This window comes from Pseudomonas sp. RIT-PI-q (assembly GCF_001297125.1).
In the GTDB taxonomy this organism is placed as follows: domain Bacteria; phylum Pseudomonadota; class Gammaproteobacteria; order Pseudomonadales; family Pseudomonadaceae; genus Aquipseudomonas.
In genome coordinates this window covers 58,249-78,374 of sequence record NZ_LHPC01000029.1, presented here as the reverse complement: position 1 = coordinate 78,374, position 20,126 = coordinate 58,249, and the positions used below count along the sequence as shown (strand labels likewise).

Genomic DNA, 20,126 nt, shown 5'->3' with positions numbered 1-20,126 from the left:
TTTGTCTGTCAGGCCGCCATCGCGGGCAAGCCTCGCTCCCACAGGTTTTGTGTCAGTTCAGTGTATAAGTCAGGTTTGGGGGATCAGGCTCTGCTGGCAATCGAGTACCAACCGCGCGCCACCGAGTTCACTGCTGCCGACTTCAAGCGTGAACCCGTGCAGGCTGACAATCGCCGCGACGATCGACAACCCAAGCCCGAATCCGCTTTTCTGGTTGCCCCCATTGGCACGATAGAAACGCTGGAGCACTGCCTCTCGCTCGGCCAGTGGAATCCCGGGACCTGAGTCGAGCACTTCGATGCGCGTATGCCCCCCTTCATTGACCCCACGCAAAATCACCTCGCCTCCCGGTGGTGTGAATTTGATCGAGTTGCTCAGCAGGTTCGCCACCGCTTCGAACAGCAACGCCCGATCACCGTTCAGCACAGGCAACGATTCAGGCAATTGCAGTTGAAAAATCAGCCCGTCTTCTTCCGCCAGCGGCAGGTAAAAATCGTGCAGTTCTTGCAGCAACGGTAGCGGGTCCAGTTGCACGAATCCGGAGCGCCGCTGGCGATCTTCAAGCTCGGAAATCCTCAGCAATCCACGAAAGCGCGCCATCAAGGTGTCGGCCTCAGCCAACACTGAATCGAGTTGCGCCGCTTCCTGCGACCCTTCGCCCGCCTGTTGCTGCATGCGGTACAACTGCGCCCGCAGACGAGTCAGCGGTGTGCGCAGGTCATGGGCAATGTTGTCGCACACGCCCTTGACTTCGTTCATCAAGCGCTCGATGCGTTCGAGCATGGCGTTGACGATGGCGGCGAGCATGTCCAGTTCGTCGCGGCGGTGGGACAGGGGGAGGCGGCGAGTCAGGTCGCCGGCGACGATGGCGTCGGCGCTGGCCTGAATCCCGCGGATGCGCCGCAGGGGCCGGCGGCGCAACAAGTGCCAACCGGCAATGCCCGGCAGGATCGTCAGGGTCCCGCCCCAGAACAACGCGTGGAGGATGATCTGGGTGACGGCGAACAACGAACCGTTGTCCCGCACCAGCACCAGCCAGCGCCCGTCCCGGGTCTGGGTCGCCACCGCGTCGCAGCTGTCGGCGGGCAGGGTCGGGTCGTCGGAGTCGGCGCAGTCGCTGAGCATGTGAATCTTGCCGTCCAGCGGCAGGCCTTCGGGGATGTGCCGCAGGGCGCCATTAAGATAGCGATGCTGAGCATCGAACAAGCCATAGGCATCGATGCCACGAATGTCGAAGGTCATGCTGACAGCGAGGGCGTCCATCAGTTGTTCGCCCTGAAAACGCGAAAACAAATGCTGGCGCTGCATCAGCGAATGCTTGGCCAGGTTGTCCAGGTAATCGGACACCTCGTAGTACATGACCCCCATGAGAATGCCGCTCCAGAGCACGAACAGCGAACTGTAGAGCGCCAGTAGGCGACTGCTGGAGGAACGCCAGCCTTTAGACGGGTTCGGCAATGACATAACCCGAGCCTCGCACGGTCCGGATCAATGGGAGATTGCCGGGCGGGTCGATCTTCTTGCGCAGGCGGCCGATGTGCACGTCAATCAGGTTGGTGCCGGGGTCGAAGTGGTAACCCCAGACCTCTTCGAAAATCATCATCCGCGACAGAATCTGCCCGGTGTTGCGCATCAGGAATTCCAGCAACTTGTACTCGGTGGGCAACAGCGTCAGCAGTTGACCGTCGCGGCTGGCTTCGTGGCTGATCAGGTTCAGTTCCAGGTCCGCCACCCGCAGTGTGGTGGCCTGGGCGGTCACGGTGTTTTGCCGGCGCAACAGGACTTCGACCCGGGCGGCCATTTCATCGGTGGCGAACGGTTTGGTCAGGTAATCGTCACCGCCGGCACGCAAACCGCGCACACGTTCGTCGACGTCGGAGAGGGCGCTGATCATCAGGATCGGCGTGGCCACGCCCATGGTCCGCAACGTGGTGACAATCGCCAGGCCATCGAGCTCGGGCAGCATGCGATCGAGGGTGATCAAGTCATAGTTGCCGCTGACCGCGCGCTCCAGGCCTTCGCGGCCATTGTCGACCCAATCCACGTCGAGGCCATGGCTGCTCAGTTCGGCGACAATTTCCCGGGCGGTTACGGCGTCGTCTTCGATGGTCAAGATGCGGGTCATAGGGCGGGCCTGATTAAGAGTGCTCAACGTGAGCGGCATTTTGCCAATAAATGATGGCAGGCTTTCTAAATAAAACTTCACAAACAGCAAAAGATCGCAGCCTGCGGCAGTGCCTATATTGAGAACGCAATCCCCTGTAGGAGCTGCCGCAGGCCGCGATCTTTTGAGCTTTTACCGTTAATGCATAAAACCCGTTGATATTGCCCGCACCTTGCAATTTGCATGGATTTCGGAAGTTCAAACTTTATAACCTATTGAAATAATTCGATTTATTCAAAGTTGGCATCTGGCACGGTGACTGCAATTCCTCAATACGAAGAGTTGTAACACCATCTTTCATGCCTGGAGCGATACAACAATGAATAGATCCTCTGATGGTTTCTATCCTCTCGCGGAAGAATCAAGCACGTCCTCTGGCGTGTCCTGGGGCGCGATTTTCGCCGGGGCTGCTGCTGCGGCGGCGTTGTCGCTGATCCTGGTGCTGCTCGGATTCGGCCTGGGTTTTTCGGCGGTGTCGCCGTGGGCCAATGAAGGCGTGAGCGCCAAGGGCCTGGGCATTTCGACGATTGTCTGGCTGGCGGCGACTCAAATCGTCGCGTCCGGACTCGGTGGCTATATAGCCGGCCGCCTGCGGGTGAAGTGGGCGAACATGCACGGCGATGAAGTTTATTTCCGTGACACGGCCCATGGCTTTCTGGCCTGGTGCGTGGCGACGCTGGTGACCGCGACCCTGGTGGTCGGCTCGGTCAGCAGCATCGTCAGCGGTGGTGTTCAGGCCGGGGCGAATGTAGTCGGTGGGGCCGCGAGTGTGGCGACGCAGGCTGCTGGTACTGCCGCCGCTAACACCAACAGTGATCAGTACGGTTATTTCGTCGACAGCCTGTTTCGCGATGACCGTCCGGCCGCCGTCAGCGATGACGCCGCCCGTGGCACCGTGACTCGTATCTTTGTGCGCAGTTTGAGCAATGGCGGTCAATTGGCTGCCGAAGATCGTACCTACCTGGCACAAATGGTCGCCCAACGAACCAACCTCACCCAAGCGGACGCAGAACGTCGTGTCGATGAAGTCTATGCCCGCACCCAAAAAGCCGTGGCCGACGCCAAAGTGGCTGCACAACAGGCCGCTGACACGGCCGCCAAGGTTGCTGCATGGACCTCGTTGTGGATGTTCATTGCGCTGCTGATCGGTGCGTTTTTCGCCAGCCTCGCTGCAACCTACGGCGGTCGTCGTCGGGATGCGGTGGTGTATCTGGAATCCGAAACCTACGTCACCACCCCTGTTCGTTAACCCAGGAGAACCCTCATGCGCTCATTACTGTTGTTCTTTCTCGGCGTACCGATCCCGATCATCATCCTGATCGCCCTGTTCATGCACTGATTACGCTGGGGCTTGTGCCTCTGCCGCTTCTGCCTCTGGTGGAAGCGGCGTTTTGCGTTTTGGGGAGATCATAGTCAAAAGATCGCAGCCTTCGGCAGCTCCTACAGGGGATCGCGTTTTAAATGTAGGAGCTGCCGAAGGCTGCGATCTTTTGATCTTCACAAGCCATCACTCAATCGGTGTACTGACAAACGCCTCAAGCCCCTCGGCATACTCGGTGAACGCGCTGATCAACGGAAACTGCGCAGCCTCCACCTGATCCGGCACCACCAGGTTGGTAAAACTCCACGCTACCGCCAGGGTAATCCCGTCCTGATCAATCGAACCGTCAGTCTTCAGCGGCTGCTTTTCCAGTTCCCGCTCCAGCGCCGAATACGCCGCCGCCAATTGCCCTTCGACCCGCTCCACCCACGGTTCGAATTGAATGTGCGCCGGGCGCAGGGTGCGTTCGTAGTAAATCTGCACGGACTTCTCGCACGCCGCCAACGCCAGGCCAATCAGGCGCAACGCGCGCAGTCGTTGATCAAGGTTGCCGGGCATCAGGCTCTTGCCGGGACCCGCCAAGGCTTCCAGGTAATCGATGATCAGCGTCGAGTCGATCAACACTTCACCGTCATCCAGCACCAGGGTAGGGGCCTTGACCACCGGGTTGATCAGCTGGAACAGGTCGAAATGCCGAAACACTGAAACCGATTCGTGCTCCAACGGGATGCCAAGGCGTTTGGCGGAAATGGCGACGCGCCGCACATAAGGCGAATCCAGCATGCCGATCAACTTCATTGAACTGCTCCTTCAGATGACGATTTCAGGACGGACAACCTTAGCTTAGGCTCCGCGCGCTGCAAGCGTGGCGCAGCCGTTTGTCTTCTATATACAGCCGCTCGATTGAATTTCTTGCTATAAACGCACTCCGATAACCACCTCATAGCCTCCCGTAGAGCACTTTCGAGGCTTTGTCGGACAAATTCGCTGTCTTTTCAGTTGCTGAGGCCTCAAGTCGGCCTTAGACTGCCGCCCCTCGTAAATTGAGTGCCGGGTGGCGCTTGGAATAAACGGCGCCTTTCCGATGGCCAGACCAGGTCCGCCGGAACGCTCCCTAATTCGCCTTAATGCACGTTTTTTTATAGAGATATCAATGACAAAGGACAAGTTGCTGGCCATGCCGGCGGATGACTACATGAATGCCGAGCAACATGCTTTTTTCTCTGAGCTGTTGCAGAACATGAAAGTCGAAACCCATGAGCGCATCGAGCAGAACCGTATCGCCATCGAAAGCCTGGACACCCCGGCTGACCCGGCCGACGCGGCTTCTGTTGAAGAAGAGCGCACCTGGCTGGTGAACGCGATCGATCGCGACCAGCGCATGCTGCCTCAGTTGGAACAGGCTCTGGAACGCATCAAAGAAGACAGCTTCGGCTGGTGCGACGACAGCGGCGAGGCCATTGGCCTGAAGCGCTTGCTGATCAGCCCGACCACCAAATACTGCATCGAAGCTCAAGAGCGTCACGAACAGATCGACAAGCACCAGCGTCAGGCCTGATTTCGTAGCGTCCCCATCGCGGGCAAGCCCGCTCCCACATGGTTCGTGTTGAACGTGTGGGAGCGGGCTTGCCCGCGAAGCTTTTTGTCGCCCGCAAACCTTGCGCACTTCTATTGATCTGCTGCAACGCCCACTACTAATGGACCATAGATAATGGCCCACTAGTGGCGTTTAATGCCGACACAACAATTAGAAGACGCATGGGGTGACGAAGATGTCGAGAGACGGATCTCTGGTTGGGCCTGTGCCTGCACCAGTGCTTTTGCCGAAAAACCTCTGGCTGACGCCGACGCTGCAAAGCATCGCCCTGATGCTTTTGTTGTGCGGCATGACGCTTGGCGGCTGGTCGCTTTACCTTGGCCTGCCATTGGCGGTGCTGATTATCTGGCTGCCTCGCCTGCGCTCGCGCGCGATTCCTGAGGCAACCCCCACCGACAGCTCCAGCGCGATTGCCGAGCTGACTCGCGATCTTTCCTACACCACCAGTCATAACGCGCTGTCGGCTGCCGGCGTGGCATTTTCGGTCAAGCAACTGGCCGACAAGCTGCAATCGCAACTCAGTGCAGCGGCGCAGATTGTCAGCAATGCCGAAGTGATGATTGCCACCGAACAAGCCACCTCGACACTCAGTCGGGAGGCGCTCAGTGCGGCCAGCGAAGCTCATCAGAGCAGTGCGGCGGGGCGTACGGAGTTGATTGAGTCCATCTCCCGTATGCATCAACTCAGTCAGCGCGCCAGCAACAGTCGTGAGCTGATCGAAGCCCTGAGCCTGCGCAGCGATGATATCCAGCGCGTCACCCTGGTGATTCAGTCGATTGCCAGCCAGACCAATCTTCTGGCCTTGAACGCAGCGATCGAAGCGGCGCGGGCCGGGGAGCACGGGCGCGGATTTGCGGTGGTGGCCGACGAGGTACGCGGGCTCGCCGCACGCACGGCGACGGCGACCGGCGAAGTCGGGGAGATGGTCGCTGATATCCAGCAACGCACTGCGCAAGTGGTGGAGCAGATCCGCCAACTCTCCAGCGACCTCGACACCGGTGTCGAGCAGGTTGAACACACCGGTCAGCACCTGGAGAACATCGCCCGGCTGGCCGCGGGTGTCGAACGCCAGGTCGGGGAAATTGCCCGGGGTGCTGACACCAACCGCGAACAGCTCGACAGTCTGTTTCATGCCATCGAACAGATGCGCAGCGATCTGGCGATCAGCGACCAACAGACTCAGCGTCTGGCCCAGGCGGCCGTGCAAATGGAAGGTCAGGCTGAAACTATCAGTGAACGCCTGGCGGAAGTTGGACTGGATGATTATCACCAACGGATTTATGACCTGGCCCGTGAGGGGGCGGGTCAGATTGCGGCGCGCTTTGAAGCGGATATCGACGCAGGGCGTGTCAGCCTCGATGATCTGTTTGATCGCAATTATCAGACGATCCCCAATACCAGCCCGGTCAAGTATCAGACGCGCTTTGATCGCTATACCGATCAGGTGTTGCCGGCGATTCAGGAACCGTTGTTGCCGCGCCATGAAGGTCTGGTGTTTGCCATTGCCTGTACGCAGCAGGGTTATGTGCCGACTCACAATACGGTGTTTAGTCAGCCGCTTACGGGGGATGCGCAGGTTGATAGCCTGCAAAATCGCACGAAGCGTAAATTTGCTGACCGCACCGGGATTCGTTGTGGCAGCCATCAGCAGGCTGTGTTGCTGCAGACTTATACCCGTGACACGGGTGAGTTGATGCATGACCTCTCGGTGCCGATCATGCTCAAGGGGCGGCATTGGGGTGGTTTGCGGTTGGGGTATAAGCCGGAAAAAAACCCGTAGGAGCGAGCTTGCTCGCGAAGAACGTCAACGATGACGCGTGCCAACAGGATAAACACCGCGCCTTCAAAACCTTCGCGAGCAAGCTCGCTCCTACAGGGTATCGGTGCAACACAAATAGATGGGCACGCACGGCCAATGTAGGAGCTGCCGAAGGCTGCGATCTTTTGATCTTGCCGTTGCGTTGGCGCCATATCTGCCGCCCCTTTCCATGGCGGCGGGCCTCAACCCAACCCAATCCGCATTGTTGCCATTCTGGCAATTAATCTGTGCAGCCCAGTTACTGTTTCCTCCCCAACGAACTCATTATCATGCCTACATAGTTAGGCAGCTAATGAAATTCGAGAGGTCAACATGCAAAGCAGAGTAGATGTCGCCGTCATGATCGGCAGCGGTGTGCCCGCCAGCTTGCGTGCGATGGGGCAAAGTGTCTGCTGGGTGGTACTGCTCAACGGCGAACGGCGGGGGACGGCATTTTCCAGTCGCGAGGAAGCGCAAGAGTGCAGGGCTGCCTGGCTGGCGCAATTGAACGCCGAAGCACCCGACAGCCTGCATTAACCAGAGACTAGTGAATCTGGTGCATGCGCAGGTTCAGGTCGTCGACCACTCGAGCCCAATCGGCATCTTCACGCAATTGTTCTTTGAGGAAACCTGCTTGTTGCGGGGTCCAGAACTCGGCATCGATGAGCTTCTTGTCGTCGGCCATGGGTGAATGGCTGGCAATGAAATCATCGATGGCCTTCTCGTTGGAATCCAGGCCGAGTTGGTCGAACAAACCTTTCAAGTCATGTGTAGGTGAATCCATCTTCATCTCCTTGCTGGTCGCGCGGGTGCGAGATCTGAGGTGCGGCTTCACTGCATCTGAGGGGGCCGCGCTTCAGGAGTTCGATAGCGATGTTCAACAGCAGGAGTGAGCATAGACCGCAAACCGGACTATCAGGCTTTCAATGCGCCTTCATCGACGGCAAGCTTCAGGGCCTTGGCGGCCTCCTGGGCGGCGATGGCGGCGACGTCCGACGTCTTGAACCAGCGATCCTTCTCGACCTGGTGATACGTCACGGTGGTCAACGGAGGTTTGGCGCGCATGATAATGACTGCCTGGAATTCGCCTTCGACCTCTCTGGCTTCGCCCCGGATAAAAAATTCACCGATATCAAATTCCGTCACGTAGCTGCCTTCCCTTGGAAATGTTTTGTTGTGTTGAGCGCTGCCCGCCCTGGGGGATGCGCTTCAATGGTCGGCCAGTATGGCAGTAGTTGCCTGCCGGCGGCTGATCTAAGTCGCCGGCGTGACGAAACGTCTATAGCGATGAACGACGCAGATGTGTCAAATGCGTGATTCGAGCGAACGGGCGAGCGCGCAGGCTTCGTTATGGCTGGCTCGGAAACCTCTGACACGACCCGTGGAAATTTCCTTGATGTGGAAGAAGGCATTGCCGGCCAGAACCACCTGAAAGCGCAGCGGGGCGGGCACCTCAGGGTAAAATCCATGGTGTTCAAACACCACCGGATACGGCGACGGTGAACTGTTTGTGTAAGGCGTATGGGGGGTAGCGAAGTGTGTCAGCGTGCACATAGGAAGTCCTTTTCGTTATTTTGCCGACGCGTGTACGTCGTAATGGGTAGTCTCGGTGAGCATCGCTGCTCTAGAATCACCGTCACTGGATGGCAATTGATGTTCATCTAAAGCAATTTTTTGCGGGCGATATGTCGGAAAAGTGCTTTTTTTAAAGAGTTTTTTCCTTAAAGTTGGTAATCCTGTTTTTCTGGCCGTTAGAAGGGCGTTTTCCTTCAACCTCTGACGAACACCAGGCAAGACGCCGCGAGTGACATTCCAGTAGTCTTCTCACGCCTCGCGATGGATGAGCCCTCTGCTCGTTTCAGGATTTCAACCCGGGTTATTTGGCGACACCTTCGGCATTGCCGCTTTTTTCTGCCGTGTGCTTTTTTCGCGTGCGGCATCATTTTCAGATGTGGGGATGTTTCCTTGGCAGTAAGTAATCTCGATATGCATGCTTTGTTCGTGCTGGGTGATTTGCGCGCAAAGCTGGTTAAACAGTTCCAGTCGCGTTTCGTTTACATCACCGAACAGAACGCTGAAGGCATTTACATTGCCGAACTCGACACCGAATCAGCACTGGTGGTGGACGACAAGCCAGGGCTCAAACTCAAGGTCGGCGATCATTTCAGCGCGTCGGTATTGCCCAGCCGCGAAGGCGGCAAGTTGGACATCAAGTTCCGCGAAATCAAACTGACGGTCTACGGGCTGGGGGATTACGCGTTCGTGACCACCGCTGACGGCCACGCGATTGTGTTCAAGGAAGGGCATAGCGTGGTGATGGTGTTCGCCGCCCACCAACAGTTGCAGGAAGGCCTGACCAAAACCCTCAAGGCCGTGACCGCCAAGGCGGCCAAGTGGCGCAAGGGTGAGTTGGTGACCTTCAAGGCCAGCGAGTAATGCCCCTGACCCGCGCCGACTTCCACGAACAGAACCAGGCCAGCGCCCGAGTCGAGGCCCTGCGGCTGTTTGACCAGAAGGCCGTTCTGCAAGGCGCCTGGCTGGGTTGGGTGGCATCACAGATCTACACGTTGCGTCCGGCGGAGTACGCCAGCATGGTCAGAAGAGAGCTGGCGCGCTTGCAGGAAACTTCCGAAAATTAATCGACAACCCTCGAAAGCAGGAACCTCTACTACAGTCAGTTGACTGAGTATTCAGAGGCTTTGCGGTCTTCTGCCAGGCCATCCTGCTATTGCTGTGAACAGCACGAGGTGCAAAAGCATGAACGGATTTCGACGGTTGCTGGCGGCCACCCTGGCCACGTTCGGATTGTTGGCTTCGCCGGTTCCGGTGTTCGCGGCCCAGGCGCCGATCCACTTCGCCGACCTGAACTGGGAAAGCGGTAGCCTGATCACCGATATCCTGCGGATCATTGTCGAGAAGGGCTACGGGCTACCGACCGACACCTTGCCGGGCACGACCATCACCCTGGAGACCGCGCTGGCCAACAATGACATTCAGGTCATTGGCGAAGAGTGGGCCGGTCGTAGTCCGGTCTGGGTCAAGGCTGAGGCCGAGGGGAAAGTCGTGAGCCTGGGCGACACGGTCAAGGGCGCCACCGAAGGCTGGTGGGTGCCCGAGTACGTGATCAAGGGCGATCCGTCCAAGGGCATCAAGCCGCTGGCGCCGGACCTGCGCAGTGTCAGCGACCTGCCGAAATACAAAGGCGTGTTCAGCGATCCGGAATCGCCGGGCAAAGGGCGCTTCCTTAATAGCCCGATCGGTTGGACCTCGGAAGTGGTCAACAAACAGAAGCTCAAGGCGTATGGGCTGGATGAAAGCTATGTGAATTTCCGCAGCGGTTCCGGGGCGGCACTGGATGCGGAGATCAGCTCGTCGATCCGTCGCGGCAAACCGGTGCTGTTCTATTACTGGTCGCCTACGCCGTTGCTCGGTCGCTTCAAACTGATTCAGCTGGAAGAGCCGCCATTCGACGCCGAAGCCTGGAAAACCCTGACCGACGCGGATAACCCGAACCCGAAACCGACGCGCTCACTGGCCTCGAAGCTGTCGATTGGTGTGTCCACGCCTTTCCAGAAGCAGTATCCGCAGATTGCCGAGTTCTTCAGCAAGGTCGACTTGCCGATTGATCCATTGAACAAGGCGTTGGCGCAGATGAGCGAAAACCCCCCCCCGCCACGGCAAGCGGCGGAGGCGTTCATGAAGGCGCACCCGGATGTGTGGCAGGCCTGGGTGCCCAAGGATGTGGCGGATAAGGTGGCTGCCGGGCTGTAGGAGCCGGCTTGCTGGCGAAACAGGCGCCGCGGTCATTCGGACATACCGCGCAACGGCCATCGCCGGCAAGCCGGCTCCTACAGGGGGGGAGGATTAAACCCGCGTCTGCACCGCCAACTCGAACGTGCGCGGCGTCCCCAGGTAATACGCCGGCGAGACATGCGCAAACTCGGCATACACCTCGTTGGTCAGGTTGCGCACACGGCCGGTTACGGTGGTGTGCTGATCGACCTTAAAACTAAGGAATGTCCCGAACAGCGTGTACGACGGCACGGTCAGGGTATTGGCGCTGTCGGCAAACACCGAGGCCACATACCGCGCATCCACGCCCCCTTGCCATTGCGGCGCAAAGTCATAGGTCAGCCACAGATTGCCGACCCGGTCCGGCACGTTGGTCGGGGTGTTGCCTTTGCGCGAAACCACCACGCCGGCGGCATTCTTTTCGGTGAATTCGTCGTACTGCGCATCGACCCAGGCGAAGTTGCCCTCGGCCAACAGCCTGTCGGTGATGCGCAACGAACTGGCCAGTTCGATGCCCCTGGACGTCTGCTGACCCACCGCAATGCTGGCGGTCGGGTCCTGCGGATCGGTCACGGCGAAGTCCTTGCGCTCGATGGTGTACGCCGCCACCGTCGCCGAACCGCGTCCGTCCAGATAATCAAACTTACTGCCAACCTCCCATTGCTTGCCCGTCGAGACGTCGAAGTCCTGAGTGCCGTTGGGCTGTTCGGCGGCGGTGCTGTATTGCACGTAGACGTTGGCGGAGGGAATGAACTGGTAGGTCAGGCCGACCCGGCCGGTCACCGGCTCCCAGCTGCGTTTCAGGTGCCGGGGATTGCTGGCGGTCACCTCCCGGTGATTGGTCACGTCGAGGTCGATGTCGTCGTAGCGCACACCGGTCAGCAACGCCAGTTTGTCGGTCAGCGCCAAACGGTTCTCGGCGAACAGGGCTTTGGTCGTGACTTCGTTGGTTTTGTCACTGACAAAACCCTGTCGGGTGCCAGGAATGTCATAGAAATGCCCCGGCTGAAAGTTGTTCGGGTCGACCGTGCTCGCGCCTTTGACGTTCAGCGGCGAGTTGGTGGTCTGGTTGACCTTGTACTCGAAACCGCCGCTCCAGGTGGTGTCCAGTCCGAACAGCGTGGTGTCGTGACGCAGTTCGAACTGGTTGCCATTCTGCTCACCCTGATGCCGGACCTGATACGCCGTGGAGCGGTTCACCGCGCTGTTGTCGGCGTTGTACTGGTAGGTTTCGAGGTTGCGGTAATCGCGCTGGCTGTCGAGGTGGTAGAGGGTGTTGCGCAGGGTGGTGCTGTCGTTGATCCGGTAGTCGATGATCGAGCGCACCCAGATCGTGCGCTGCTCGTAGCGCCCGTCTTCGACGTTGTAGTTGTTGAAGCGGTTGTGCTTGTCGATCTTCAATTCACCGGCCTTGGGGTTGAGCACCGGTGTGCCCCAGTAAGGGCTGTCTTCATGCTCGTCCTGATATTCCAGGGCCAGGGTGTGGGACAGGTTCGGCGTCAGGTCACTGAGCAAGGAAAACGCCACGCTCCAGGCATCGCGCTCCTGACGGTCGATGTAGCCGTTGCCGGTGTTGTGGCTGACATCGAGGCGCGCGTAGTGCTGCACGTCCGCGCTGGCATCACTCAGGGCGTGGTTGAGGCCGAAAGCGGTCTCGGTGGTGTCGTACGTGCCGTAGCTGACCCGGCCTTCGACAGCTTGCTCTTCACGGGTCGCCAGTTTGGTCACGTAGTTCAGCGAACCGCCCACGGAGCCGGCGCCGTTGATCAGCGACGACGGGCCGCCCACCAGTTCCACCCGGTCGTAGATCCACGCATCCACCGGCCGCGCGAGGCCGCCGGAGACGTTGATGCCGTTGAACATCTGGGTGATCTGGCTGCTGGTGAAACCACGGTAGGAGACGAATCCGCCGAAGCCCGGCGGCGCACTGGCATTCACCCCGGGCAGGGTGTTCGCCGCGTCCTGAAAGTTTTGTGCGCCGTGGCGCTCGATGTCATTGCGATCGGCGATGGCGACAGACGCCGGAGTGTCACGCACGCTCAGCCCCAGGCGTGAGGCCATACCGCTGGACTGATCGAGGCTCAGGCCCGGTTCGGTGCCGGACTCGCCATCAATGGTAATCGGCGCCAGATCAACGGTGGCTTGCGCCCAGGTGTTAACAGACAGGCAGCCGAACAGGCTCGCCAGTAAAGGAATGCGTTTCATCGGTAAATCCTGAAGGCTTGGCTAGGAATCAGCGCACACACGAACGCCACGCGTTGGCGAGGTGGGCTGATCGGTAAAAGCGAAGGGAATCAGGCGAGGGGCGGTGCGCGGGGATTGGCCGAGGGCCAGGTGAGGCGGGCAGGGAGGTCAGCCTTGGCGATGATGGCCAAGGGCGGGCTGTGTTGCTGCGGGAGGATCGCCAGGGTCAGGCTGGAGTTGAGCGCCGGGCCCATGCCACCGGAGGAGCACAACGGGCAGCCGAATGCCTTGGAGAGGGTCGGCAGTTGCTCTTCGGAGGTGTTCGACGAGGCCGGCGCCTGGGTGGCCGGGTCGACCGCACAGAACTGGCCGCCGATGCCGTTGAGCTGCATCCCGACCATTTGGCCGTGACCGATGCTGCAGGCGAACACATTGAACAGGACGCAGCAATAGAGCATCCAGGCAATGAGTGAGCGATCGGTTCGAGCGAATTTCATGGAGCGGCACTTTACCACCGCCTATGACGAATACCCTTACAAAATCATTCAATGAAGTTCATCCTGCTGCGACATTTCACGCTGGATGTCTGAATATGAGCCTAATGGTCGCGCAATGGATGGCTGCAATCTTCCTGTTGATCAGCCTGATCCACCTGTACTGGGCGGCGGGTGGCAAACTCGGTAGCGAGGCGGCGGTGCCGCGAGTGCCGGCGGAGGACGGCCGGGAATCGAGGCCGGCCTTCAAGCCTTCGGGCTTTGCCACGTTGCTGGTGGCGGTGGGTTTGCTGCTGATCGCGATGCTGGTGTGCCTGCGGGTCGGCCTGTATCTGCCGACGGTGCATCACTGGTCGTTGCAATGGGTGATCAGCGCGATTGCGATGCTGATGTTCGCCCGGGCGATCGGCGATTCGAACCTGGTGGGGTTCTTCAAGCAGGTCAAGGATTCGAAATTTGCCCGGCTCGACACCTGGGCCTATTCGCCGTTGTGTGTGGTGTTGGGGGCCGGGTTGTTGGCAGTGGCCTGGATCTGAGTCGACTGGACTTGCTGTGTTGTCTGAACTGTTGCTATCGCGGGCAAGCCCGCTCCCACAAGTTCGGTGCCGGACACAGAATATCTGTACGACATCGGTCACTGTGGGAGCGGGCTTGCCCGCGATGAGGCCAGATCAATCTACATAAACCGTGGATCAAATCCCGGTCTCGGAGCGCCGACTACTCACCTCAGCCGGCACATCATCCCCGGCCATGCGCTTGCGAAACAACGCCGCCCGCGCCAGCAACAGCGTGGTCACCGGCACCGTAATCGCCAGCAGAATCGGGATCAGCCAGGCATGCAGCACCGGCGCGGATTTCAGTGCCGAAAAATAAATGATCGAGGCCAACGCCACGCACCATGCGCCCAAGGTCGAGGCCAGCGCCGGCGGGTGCATGCGCTGGAAGTAATCTTTCATCCGCACCAGGCCAATCGCCCCGATCAGTGCAAACAGGCTGCTGAGCACCAGCAGGATCGCCACCGGAATTTCAACCCACAGAGACAGTTCCGCGTTCATTCGATGACCTCGCCACGCAGAAGGAATTTCGCCAGGGCAAACGAGCCGACGAAGCCGAACAGCGCAATCAGCAGCGCCGCCTCGAAATACGTGTCACTGGCATAGCGAATGCCCAGCGCCAGCATCATCAGCATCGCGATGATGTACAGGTAGTCCAGCGCGAGGACCCGGTCCTGCGCCGACGGCCCCTTGAACAGCCGGATCAGGGTCAGAATCATCGCCAGCGAAAAAATAAACAGGCTCAGCAGGATCGCGTTCGACAGCAACGGGCTCATTCGAAGATCTCCATCAAGGGGCGCTCATAGGTCGCCTTGAAGTGCTGGATAAACAGCGCTTCGTCATCCAGATCGAAGACATGCAGCAACAAAATGCTGCGGTCCAGCGCCAGTTCCGACCAGACCGTGCCGGGCACCACCGTGCAGATCATCGACAGCGCCGCCAGGCCGTTGGCATCGCGCAGGTCCAGCGGCACCTTGATGAACTGCGAGCGCGGCGGACGCCGGCCGGCATTGAGCACGCCCCAGGCCACAGCGAGGTTGGACACCAGCACATCGCGACCGACGATAAAGAACAAACGCAAAATGACACCGGGCCGACGAATGCGGATCGGCAGCGGTCGCAGCTTGCGCATCATCAGCGGTGCGCAGACGCCCAGCACCGCGCCCATGAGCAGATTGCCGGGGCTCATCGACAGGTTCAGCACCAGCCACAACAGCCACAGTGCCAGCGACAACCACGGTGCAGGAAACACACGCTTCATGGCTGCACCTCCAGCATCGCGGCCCTGGCTTCAGGGCTCGGAACCGCACGCGTGCCCAGCACCGCCATCACGTATTGCTGCGGGTTGTTCAAGGCATCGGCGGCAGCCTGGGTGTAGCGCAGCAGCGGTTCGGCCTTGAAGGTCAGCGCAATGCTCAAGCCCAGCAAAGCAATGATCGGCACGCATTCGAAGCGGCGTAACAATGGCGACGGCCGTTCTTCAGGCGTCCAGAAACGCTGGATGCCCAAGCGCGAGAAGGCAATCAACGACGCCAGCCCGGAGAGAATCAACAGCGCCAGCAAGCCCCACGCCGCGTTCGATACAGGTTCATCACTGCCGTTGCCCAGACCCAGTGGGTTGAGCAGGGCGCTGAGCAGGCTGAGCTTGCCGATAAACCCGGAGAGCGGCGGCATGCCAATGATCAGCAGCGAACAGGCAATGAAACTCAAACCGAGGAAGGCCATCGTCCAGGGGATCACTTGGCCGACCACGGCTTTCTGTTCATCGTCGAGGTTGATGCCTTTGGGCGGTTGCAGCGATTCCATCGGCCGTGGCAGCAGGTCGCCGTCATCGAACAGCGGCATTTCATTGGCCGAACGCGAACGTTCGATCAATTCAGCCAGCAGAAACAGCGCGCTCAACGCCAGGGTCGAGCTGACCAGATAGAACAGCGCCGCGCCGATCAGGTTCGGCTGGGCGAAACCGATGGCCGACAGCAGAATCCCCGCCGACACCAGAATGCTCAGGCTGGCCAGGCGTTCCAGACGTTGCGCGGCGAGGATCGCCATGCCGGCGCAGACGATAGTCGCCATGCCGCCGTAGATCAGCCAGTCGCCGCCAAAGTACGCCGACGCCCCGGCCTGGCCGGAGAACAGCAAGGTCCACAGGCGCAGCAAGGTGTAGATGCCGACCTTGGTCATGATCGCGAACATCGCCGCCACCGGTGCGCTCGCCGCCGAATAGGCCGGCACCAGCCAGAAGTTCAGCGGCCACATCCCGGCCTTGGCCAGGAACGCGACCGCGAGAATCCCCGCGCCTGCGTGCAGCAGGCCGCGATCGGCTTCCGGCACCAGCGGGATTTTCAGCGCCAGGTCGGCCATGTTCAGCGTGCCGGTGACGCCGTAGATCAGCGCCGCGCCAATCAGGAACAGCGACGAGGCCAGCAGGTTGATCGAGATGTAATGCAGGCCCGACGACACCCGCGCCCGGCCCGAACCGTGCAGCATCAGGCCATAAGAGGCGGCCAGCAGCACTTCGAAAAACACGAACAGGTTGAACAGGTCCGCCGTCAGGAAGGCGCCATACAGGCCCATCATCTGAATCTGGAACAGTGCGTGGAAGCTCGAGCCGGCGCCGTCCCAACGGGCCATGGCGAACAGCAGGGCGCTGACGCCGATGATCCCGGTCAGCACCAGCATCAACGCCGACAGGCGATCGACCACCAGCACAATCCCGAACGGCACTTGCCAGTTGCCCGGCAGGTACACGCCGATTGAACCGGGGACGCCGGTTTCCTGGGTCCATTGCAGCAACAGCACGGCAATGCCCAACCCCACCAGGCTGGAGAACAGGTTGATCTTGGCTTTTAACGGTCGGTGTTTCTCGCCGAGCATCAGCATCACGGCGGCAGTCAGCAGCGGCAGCAGAATCGGTGCGGCGATCAGGTGCGTCATCGCATTCATTCTTTAGGCTCCCGGCCATCCACATGGTCAGTGCCGGTCAGGCCCCGGGAGGCGAGCAACACCACCAGGAACAGCGCGGTCATGGCAAAACTGATGACGATGGCGGTCAACACCAGCGCTTGCGGCAGCGGATCGGTGTAATGCAGCAAGTCCTGGGGCACGCCGCCCTTGATGATCGGCTCCTTGCCGATGAACAGACTGCCCATGCTGAAGATGAACAGGTTGACGCCGTAAGACAGCAGGCACAAGCCCATGACCACCTGGAATGTCCGTGGCCGCAGGATCAGCCAGACGCCGGACGCCACCAGTACGCCGATGGCGATTGCGATGACTTCTTCCATCAGACGGTTCCTTTCGTGGCGACGGCTCTCGGCAGGGCCGCCGTTTTGTGGCCGCGTACCGATTGGTGGGCGAGGGCGGTGAGGATCAACAGCGTCGAGCCGACCACCACGGCGTACACGCCGATGTCGAAGAACAGCGCACTGGCGATGTGAATATCGCCCAGCACCGGCAGTTCGACATGCCAGGGGTGGGTGGTCAGGAACGGATAGCCGACGGCCATCGCCCCGAGCCCGGGGGCCGTGGCGAACAGCAAACCGGGGCCCATCCAGCGCAGCGGTCGCAGGCTCATTTGCGCCTCGACCCACTGAGTGCCGGCGACCATGTATTGCAGGATGAACGCCCCCGACATCACCAGGCCCGCGACAAACCCGCCGCCCGGTTGATTGTGCCCGCGCATGAACAGGTAGACCGACACCACAAACGCAATCGGCAGCAGCAGGCGCACCAGCACCGCCGGGACCATCATGAAACCGAGCGCGGTGTCGCTGGCGTGACGCGGGTTGACCAGGTCGGTGACCACGTCGGGCGCGAGCAAGCGCTGTTGGGCCGGCAACTGAAGGCTTTCTTTCGGTGGGCGGAAACGGCGCAGCAGGGCAAACACGGTCAGCGCCACGGCCACCAGCACGGTGATTTCACCAAGGGTGTCGAAGCCACGGAAGTCCACCAGCATCACGTTGACCACGTTGCTGCCGCCGCCTTCAGGCAAGGCACGGCTAAGATAGAACGAAGAAATGTCGTTCGGCGTCTGCCGCGTGAGCATTGCGTAAGCCAGCAACGCCATGCCGCCACCGACCACCGTCGACAGCAGCAAGTCGCGGATACGGCGGATGCGCGCCTTGCGCAAAGTGCTCGGCAACGGCGACACCTCTTCGATCCGTCGCGGCAACCAGCGCAGGCCGAGCAGGATCAGCACCGTGGTGACCACTTCGACCACCAGTTGCGTCAGCGCCAGGTCCGGCGCCGAGAACCAGACGAAGGTGATGCAGGTCATCAGGCCGCAGACGCTGACCATGGTCAGGGCCGCGAGCCGGTGATACTTGGCTTGCCAAGCGGCGCCGAGTGCACAGGCAATCGCCAGCAGCCAGAGGGTCACGAACACGATGGAGCCCGGTATCTTCGGCCGGTCGCCCCAGCTCAGGCTGCTGTGAAGCATCGGGATCAACCCGGCCAGCACGGCGGCGAGCACCATCAGGAACAGTTGAGTTTGCAGGCGCTTGGTACTGATCCGCCGCTCCAGACGACGGGCCAGGCGCATCATGACCACCAGGCTGCGCTCGAACAGGCGCTTGCCGTTGAACCGGCCAATGATCGGCGGGTACTTGAAGCGCCCGCGCTTGAGCTGATTGCGCAGCAACAGGTAGAGCACAATGCCGCCAGACATGGCGATCAGGCTCATGATCATTGGCGCGTTCAAGCCGTGCCAGATTGCCAGGCTGTATTCCGGCAGGGTGCCGCCAACCACCGGCAACGCAGCGGCGGCAAGCAATGGGCCGACCACTTGCGCCGGAAAGATCCCCACGACCAGGCACGTGAACACCAGCAACTCCACCGGCGCGCGCATCCAGCGCGGCGGTTCGTGCGGGGTGTGCGGCAGGTCGGTGGCGGTCGGGCCGAAGAACACGTCAACGGTGAAGCGCAGCGAATAGGCGACGCTGAATGTGCCGGCGATGGTCGCGACGATCGGCAGGGTCATCTCGACCCAGGCGGTGGCGTTGATGAACACGGTTTCGGCGAAGAACATCTCTTTCGAGAGGAAGCCGTTGAGCAGCGGTACACCGGCCATCGAGGCGCTGGCGACCATGGCCAGGGTGGCGGTGAACGGGATCAGCTTGATCAGGCCGCTGAGCTTGCGAATGTCGCGGGTCCCGCTTTCGTGGTCGATGATCCCCGCCGCCATGAACAGCGAGGCCTTGAAGGTGGCGTGATTGAGGATGTGGAACACCGCGGCGACGGCGGCCAGCGGGCTGTTCAGGCCCAGCAGCAGGGTGATCAGGCCCAGGTGGCTGATGGTCGAGTAGGCCAGCAGGCCTTTGAGGTCGTTCTGGAACATCGCGCAATAGGCGCCGAGCAACAGGGTGCAGGCGCCGGCGCCGCTGACGATGTAGAACCATTCTTCGCTGCCGGAGAGTGACGGCCAAAGCCGTGCCAGCAGAAATACCCCGGCCTTGACCATGGTTGCCGAGTGCAGATACGCCGAGACCGGCGTTGGCGCCGCCATGGCGTGGGGCAGCCAGAAGTGGAAGGGGAATTGCGCGCTTTTGCTCAGGGCGCCGATCAGGATCAGGGGCAGCAGAATGGGGTAGAGGGCATGTGCACGAATTAGATCGCCGGCGGCCAGGACCTTGTCCAGGTCATAGCTGCCGCCCACATGGCCAAGCAGCATGACCCCCGCCAGCAAACACAAACCGCCCGCGCCGGTGACCATCAGCGCCATGTAGGCGCCACGTCGCGCATCGGAGCGGTGGTGCCAGTAGCCGATCAACAGAAACGAAAAGAGGCTGGTCAATTCCCAGAAAAACACGATCTGGATCAGGTTGCCGGAGATCACCAACCCGAGCATGGCGCCCATGAACGCCAGGAAAAATGCAAAGAACCGTGGCACCGGATCGTCCGGCGACATGTAGTAGCGGGCATACAACGACACGAGTGTGCCGATCCCCAGCACCAGCATCGAGAACAGCCAGGCGAAGCCGTCCATGCGCAGGACAAAGTTCAGGCCGAGGCTCGGTAACCAGAAGAATTCTTCGCGAATGACGCCGCCGTGGGCGATTTGCGGGTACAAGAGGGCCACCTGAATGGTGCCAATCAAGGCAACCAGGCCAGCCAATAGCGATTCGGTGTTGCGCGCGTTGTGGGGCAGCAAGGCCGCCACACAGCTGCCGATAAAAGGCAGAAGCAGTAGAACTATCAGGGACATAGGCTTCTAATCTGCGGAAG

At 60.3% G+C, this 20,126-nt stretch carries 23 protein-coding genes; 8 read left to right on the top strand and 15 right to left on the bottom strand.

Annotated elements, in window-relative coordinates; all coding sequences use genetic code 11:
- Positions 1-69 precede the first annotated feature (69 nt).
- Positions 70-1,464, bottom strand: coding sequence for a sensor histidine kinase (locus AEQ67_RS15940; protein ID WP_059404797.1), 1,395 nt, complete (start codon positions 1,462-1,464; stop codon positions 70-72).
- Positions 1,442-2,125, bottom strand: coding sequence for a response regulator transcription factor (locus tag AEQ67_RS15935; protein ID WP_059404796.1), 684 nt, complete (start codon positions 2,123-2,125; stop codon positions 1,442-1,444). Before AEQ67_RS15935 ends, AEQ67_RS15940 begins: the two co-directional genes overlap by 23 nt.
- 358 nt (positions 2,126-2,483) lie before the next feature.
- On the opposite strand from AEQ67_RS15935, the gene AEQ67_RS15930 reads away from it, so the two are divergent.
- Positions 2,484-3,413, top strand: a complete 930-nt coding sequence (locus AEQ67_RS15930) for a hypothetical protein (RefSeq protein ID WP_059404795.1) — start codon at positions 2,484-2,486, stop codon at positions 3,411-3,413.
- 258 nt (positions 3,414-3,671) lie between these two features.
- Here the strand turns inward: AEQ67_RS15930 and AEQ67_RS15925 are convergent, their stop codons facing one another.
- Entirely contained in the window at positions 3,672-4,283 is a 612-nt protein-coding gene (locus AEQ67_RS15925; RefSeq protein ID WP_059404794.1) for a glutathione S-transferase, read from the bottom strand.
- A 355-nt stretch (positions 4,284-4,638) separates the two neighbouring features.
- Here AEQ67_RS15925 and AEQ67_RS15920 point away from each other — a divergent pair, with 355 nt between their 5' ends.
- The 3 genes from AEQ67_RS15920 (at position 4,639) to AEQ67_RS15910 (ending at position 7,417) form a co-directional block, all read left to right on the top strand.
- Positions 4,639-5,043 carry a TraR/DksA family transcriptional regulator gene (locus tag AEQ67_RS15920; protein ID WP_007907888.1) on the top strand — a complete coding sequence of 135 codons (405 nt, stop codon included), beginning with the start codon at positions 4,639-4,641 and terminating at the stop codon, positions 5,041-5,043.
- A gap of 214 nt (positions 5,044-5,257) precedes the next feature.
- The gene (locus AEQ67_RS15915) at positions 5,258-6,862 is read left to right on the top strand and encodes a methyl-accepting chemotaxis protein (RefSeq protein WP_059404793.1); all 1,605 of its coding nucleotides are present in this window, start codon (positions 5,258-5,260) and stop codon (positions 6,860-6,862) included.
- A 351-nt stretch (positions 6,863-7,213) separates the two neighbouring features.
- Positions 7,214-7,417 (top strand): hypothetical protein, encoded by a 204-nt coding sequence (locus AEQ67_RS15910; RefSeq protein WP_059404792.1) that lies wholly within the window; start codon positions 7,214-7,216, stop codon positions 7,415-7,417.
- Between the two features lie 7 nt (positions 7,418-7,424).
- On the opposite strand, the gene AEQ67_RS15905 is transcribed toward AEQ67_RS15910, so the two are convergent.
- The 4 genes from AEQ67_RS15905 to AEQ67_RS36515 all read right to left on the bottom strand — a co-directional run bounded on the left by AEQ67_RS15905 (position 7,425) and on the right by AEQ67_RS36515 (position 8,872).
- On the bottom strand, positions 7,425-7,664 hold the full coding sequence (locus tag AEQ67_RS15905) for a DUF2789 domain-containing protein (RefSeq protein WP_059404791.1): 240 nt from the start codon (positions 7,662-7,664) through the stop codon (positions 7,425-7,427).
- Between the two features lie 131 nt (positions 7,665-7,795).
- Positions 7,796-8,026, bottom strand: coding sequence for a hypothetical protein (locus AEQ67_RS15900; RefSeq protein WP_033057642.1), 231 nt, complete (start codon positions 8,024-8,026; stop codon positions 7,796-7,798).
- A gap of 159 nt (positions 8,027-8,185) precedes the next feature.
- Positions 8,186-8,434: a hypothetical protein gene (locus AEQ67_RS15895; RefSeq protein ID WP_059404790.1), complete on the bottom strand. Its 249-nt coding sequence runs from the start codon at positions 8,432-8,434 to the stop codon at positions 8,186-8,188.
- A 312-nt stretch (positions 8,435-8,746) separates the two neighbouring features.
- Positions 8,747-8,872, bottom strand: a complete 126-nt coding sequence (locus AEQ67_RS36515) for a hypothetical protein (RefSeq protein ID WP_269084737.1) — start codon at positions 8,870-8,872, stop codon at positions 8,747-8,749.
- Here AEQ67_RS36515 and AEQ67_RS15890 point away from each other — a divergent pair.
- The 3 genes from AEQ67_RS15890 (at position 8,846) to AEQ67_RS15880 (ending at position 10,651) form a co-directional block, all read left to right on the top strand.
- A complete protein-coding gene (locus tag AEQ67_RS15890) occupies positions 8,846-9,316 on the top strand; it encodes a hypothetical protein (protein ID WP_063854453.1) in 471 nt (156 codons plus the stop codon). The genes AEQ67_RS36515 and AEQ67_RS15890 overlap by 27 nt on opposite strands.
- Positions 9,316-9,519: a hypothetical protein gene (locus AEQ67_RS15885; protein ID WP_059404788.1), complete on the top strand. Its 204-nt coding sequence runs from the start codon at positions 9,316-9,318 to the stop codon at positions 9,517-9,519. Before AEQ67_RS15890 ends, AEQ67_RS15885 begins: the two co-directional genes overlap by 1 nt.
- A 118-nt stretch (positions 9,520-9,637) precedes the next feature.
- Entirely contained in the window at positions 9,638-10,651 is a 1,014-nt protein-coding gene (locus AEQ67_RS15880) for an ABC transporter substrate-binding protein (RefSeq protein WP_059404787.1), read from the top strand.
- 93 nt (positions 10,652-10,744) lie between these two features.
- Here AEQ67_RS15880 and AEQ67_RS15875 read toward each other — a convergent pair whose 3' ends face one another.
- Positions 10,745-12,877 (bottom strand): TonB-dependent receptor, encoded by a 2,133-nt coding sequence (locus AEQ67_RS15875; protein ID WP_059404786.1) that lies wholly within the window; start codon positions 12,875-12,877, stop codon positions 10,745-10,747.
- Between the two features lie 89 nt (positions 12,878-12,966).
- On the bottom strand, positions 12,967-13,353 hold the full coding sequence (locus tag AEQ67_RS15870; RefSeq protein ID WP_059404785.1) for a DUF2946 domain-containing protein: 387 nt from the start codon (positions 13,351-13,353) through the stop codon (positions 12,967-12,969).
- Positions 13,354-13,448: 95 nt separating this feature from the next.
- On the opposite strand from AEQ67_RS15870, the gene AEQ67_RS15865 reads away from it, so the two are divergent.
- A complete protein-coding gene (locus tag AEQ67_RS15865; protein WP_059404784.1) occupies positions 13,449-13,886 on the top strand; it encodes a DUF3995 domain-containing protein in 438 nt (145 codons plus the stop codon).
- A 156-nt stretch (positions 13,887-14,042) separates the two neighbouring features.
- On the opposite strand, the gene AEQ67_RS15860 is transcribed toward AEQ67_RS15865, so the two are convergent.
- Genes AEQ67_RS15860 through AEQ67_RS15835 form a run of 6 tightly spaced genes read right to left on the bottom strand, consistent with a single transcriptional unit; the run spans position 14,043 to position 20,106 of the window.
- Complete coding sequence (locus AEQ67_RS15860; protein ID WP_059404783.1) at positions 14,043-14,405, bottom strand: Na+/H+ antiporter subunit G; 363 nt, start codon at positions 14,403-14,405, stop codon at positions 14,043-14,045.
- On the bottom strand, positions 14,402-14,680 hold the full coding sequence (locus AEQ67_RS15855; protein WP_059404782.1) for a K+/H+ antiporter subunit F: 279 nt from the start codon (positions 14,678-14,680) through the stop codon (positions 14,402-14,404). The genes AEQ67_RS15860 and AEQ67_RS15855 overlap by 4 nt, the downstream gene beginning before the upstream one ends.
- Positions 14,677-15,165: a Na+/H+ antiporter subunit E gene (locus AEQ67_RS15850; RefSeq protein ID WP_059404781.1), complete on the bottom strand. Its 489-nt coding sequence runs from the start codon at positions 15,163-15,165 to the stop codon at positions 14,677-14,679. The genes AEQ67_RS15855 and AEQ67_RS15850 overlap by 4 nt, the downstream gene beginning before the upstream one ends.
- Positions 15,162-16,847, bottom strand: coding sequence for a monovalent cation/H+ antiporter subunit D (locus AEQ67_RS15845; protein ID WP_059404780.1), 1,686 nt, complete (start codon positions 16,845-16,847; stop codon positions 15,162-15,164). Before AEQ67_RS15845 ends, AEQ67_RS15850 begins: the two co-directional genes overlap by 4 nt.
- On the bottom strand, positions 16,844-17,188 hold the full coding sequence (locus tag AEQ67_RS15840) for a Na+/H+ antiporter subunit C (RefSeq protein WP_059404779.1): 345 nt from the start codon (positions 17,186-17,188) through the stop codon (positions 16,844-16,846). The genes AEQ67_RS15845 and AEQ67_RS15840 overlap by 4 nt, the downstream gene beginning before the upstream one ends.
- Positions 17,188-20,106, bottom strand: coding sequence for a monovalent cation/H+ antiporter subunit A (locus AEQ67_RS15835; protein ID WP_059404778.1), 2,919 nt, complete (start codon positions 20,104-20,106; stop codon positions 17,188-17,190). The genes AEQ67_RS15840 and AEQ67_RS15835 overlap by 1 nt, the downstream gene beginning before the upstream one ends.
- Positions 20,107-20,126 lie beyond the last annotated feature (20 nt).

Excerpts from the sequence above, each read along its gene's own strand:
- AEQ67_RS15940 (WP_059404797.1), bottom strand. The coding sequence starts at position 1,464 with ATGTCATTGCCGAACCCGTCTAAAGGCTGGCGTTCCTCCAGCAGTCGC.
- AEQ67_RS15915 (WP_059404793.1), top strand. The coding sequence starts at position 5,258 with ATGTCGAGAGACGGATCTCTGGTTGGGCCTGTGCCTGCACCAGTGCTT.
- AEQ67_RS15895 (WP_059404790.1), bottom strand. The coding sequence starts at position 8,434 with ATGTGCACGCTGACACACTTCGCTACCCCCCATACGCCTTACACAAAC.
- AEQ67_RS15850 (WP_059404781.1), bottom strand. The coding sequence starts at position 15,165 with ATGAAGCGTGTGTTTCCTGCACCGTGGTTGTCGCTGGCACTGTGGCTG.
- AEQ67_RS15905 (WP_059404791.1), bottom strand. The coding sequence starts at position 7,664 with ATGGATTCACCTACACATGACTTGAAAGGTTTGTTCGACCAACTCGGC.
- AEQ67_RS15920 (WP_007907888.1), top strand. The coding sequence starts at position 4,639 with ATGACAAAGGACAAGTTGCTGGCCATGCCGGCGGATGACTACATGAAT.
- AEQ67_RS15835 (WP_059404778.1), bottom strand. The coding sequence starts at position 20,106 with ATGTCCCTGATAGTTCTACTGCTTCTGCCTTTTATCGGCAGCTGTGTG.
- AEQ67_RS15840 (WP_059404779.1), bottom strand. The coding sequence starts at position 17,188 with ATGGAAGAAGTCATCGCAATCGCCATCGGCGTACTGGTGGCGTCCGGC.
- AEQ67_RS15910 (WP_059404792.1), top strand. The coding sequence starts at position 7,214 with ATGCAAAGCAGAGTAGATGTCGCCGTCATGATCGGCAGCGGTGTGCCC.
- AEQ67_RS15865 (WP_059404784.1), top strand. The coding sequence starts at position 13,449 with ATGAGCCTAATGGTCGCGCAATGGATGGCTGCAATCTTCCTGTTGATC.
- AEQ67_RS15860 (WP_059404783.1), bottom strand. The coding sequence starts at position 14,405 with ATGAACGCGGAACTGTCTCTGTGGGTTGAAATTCCGGTGGCGATCCTG.
- AEQ67_RS15935 (WP_059404796.1), bottom strand. The coding sequence starts at position 2,125 with ATGACCCGCATCTTGACCATCGAAGACGACGCCGTAACCGCCCGGGAA.
- AEQ67_RS15885 (WP_059404788.1), top strand. The coding sequence starts at position 9,316 with ATGCCCCTGACCCGCGCCGACTTCCACGAACAGAACCAGGCCAGCGCC.
- AEQ67_RS15845 (WP_059404780.1), bottom strand. The coding sequence starts at position 16,847 with ATGAATGCGATGACGCACCTGATCGCCGCACCGATTCTGCTGCCGCTG.
- AEQ67_RS15930 (WP_059404795.1), top strand. The coding sequence starts at position 2,484 with ATGAATAGATCCTCTGATGGTTTCTATCCTCTCGCGGAAGAATCAAGC.
- AEQ67_RS15855 (WP_059404782.1), bottom strand. The coding sequence starts at position 14,680 with ATGAGCCCGTTGCTGTCGAACGCGATCCTGCTGAGCCTGTTTATTTTT.
- AEQ67_RS15925 (WP_059404794.1), bottom strand. The coding sequence starts at position 4,283 with ATGAAGTTGATCGGCATGCTGGATTCGCCTTATGTGCGGCGCGTCGCC.
- AEQ67_RS15870 (WP_059404785.1), bottom strand. The coding sequence starts at position 13,353 with ATGAAATTCGCTCGAACCGATCGCTCACTCATTGCCTGGATGCTCTAT.
- AEQ67_RS15880 (WP_059404787.1), top strand. The coding sequence starts at position 9,638 with ATGAACGGATTTCGACGGTTGCTGGCGGCCACCCTGGCCACGTTCGGA.
- AEQ67_RS15875 (WP_059404786.1), bottom strand. The coding sequence starts at position 12,877 with ATGAAACGCATTCCTTTACTGGCGAGCCTGTTCGGCTGCCTGTCTGTT.
- AEQ67_RS36515 (WP_269084737.1), bottom strand. The coding sequence starts at position 8,872 with ATGCATATCGAGATTACTTACTGCCAAGGAAACATCCCCACATCTGAA.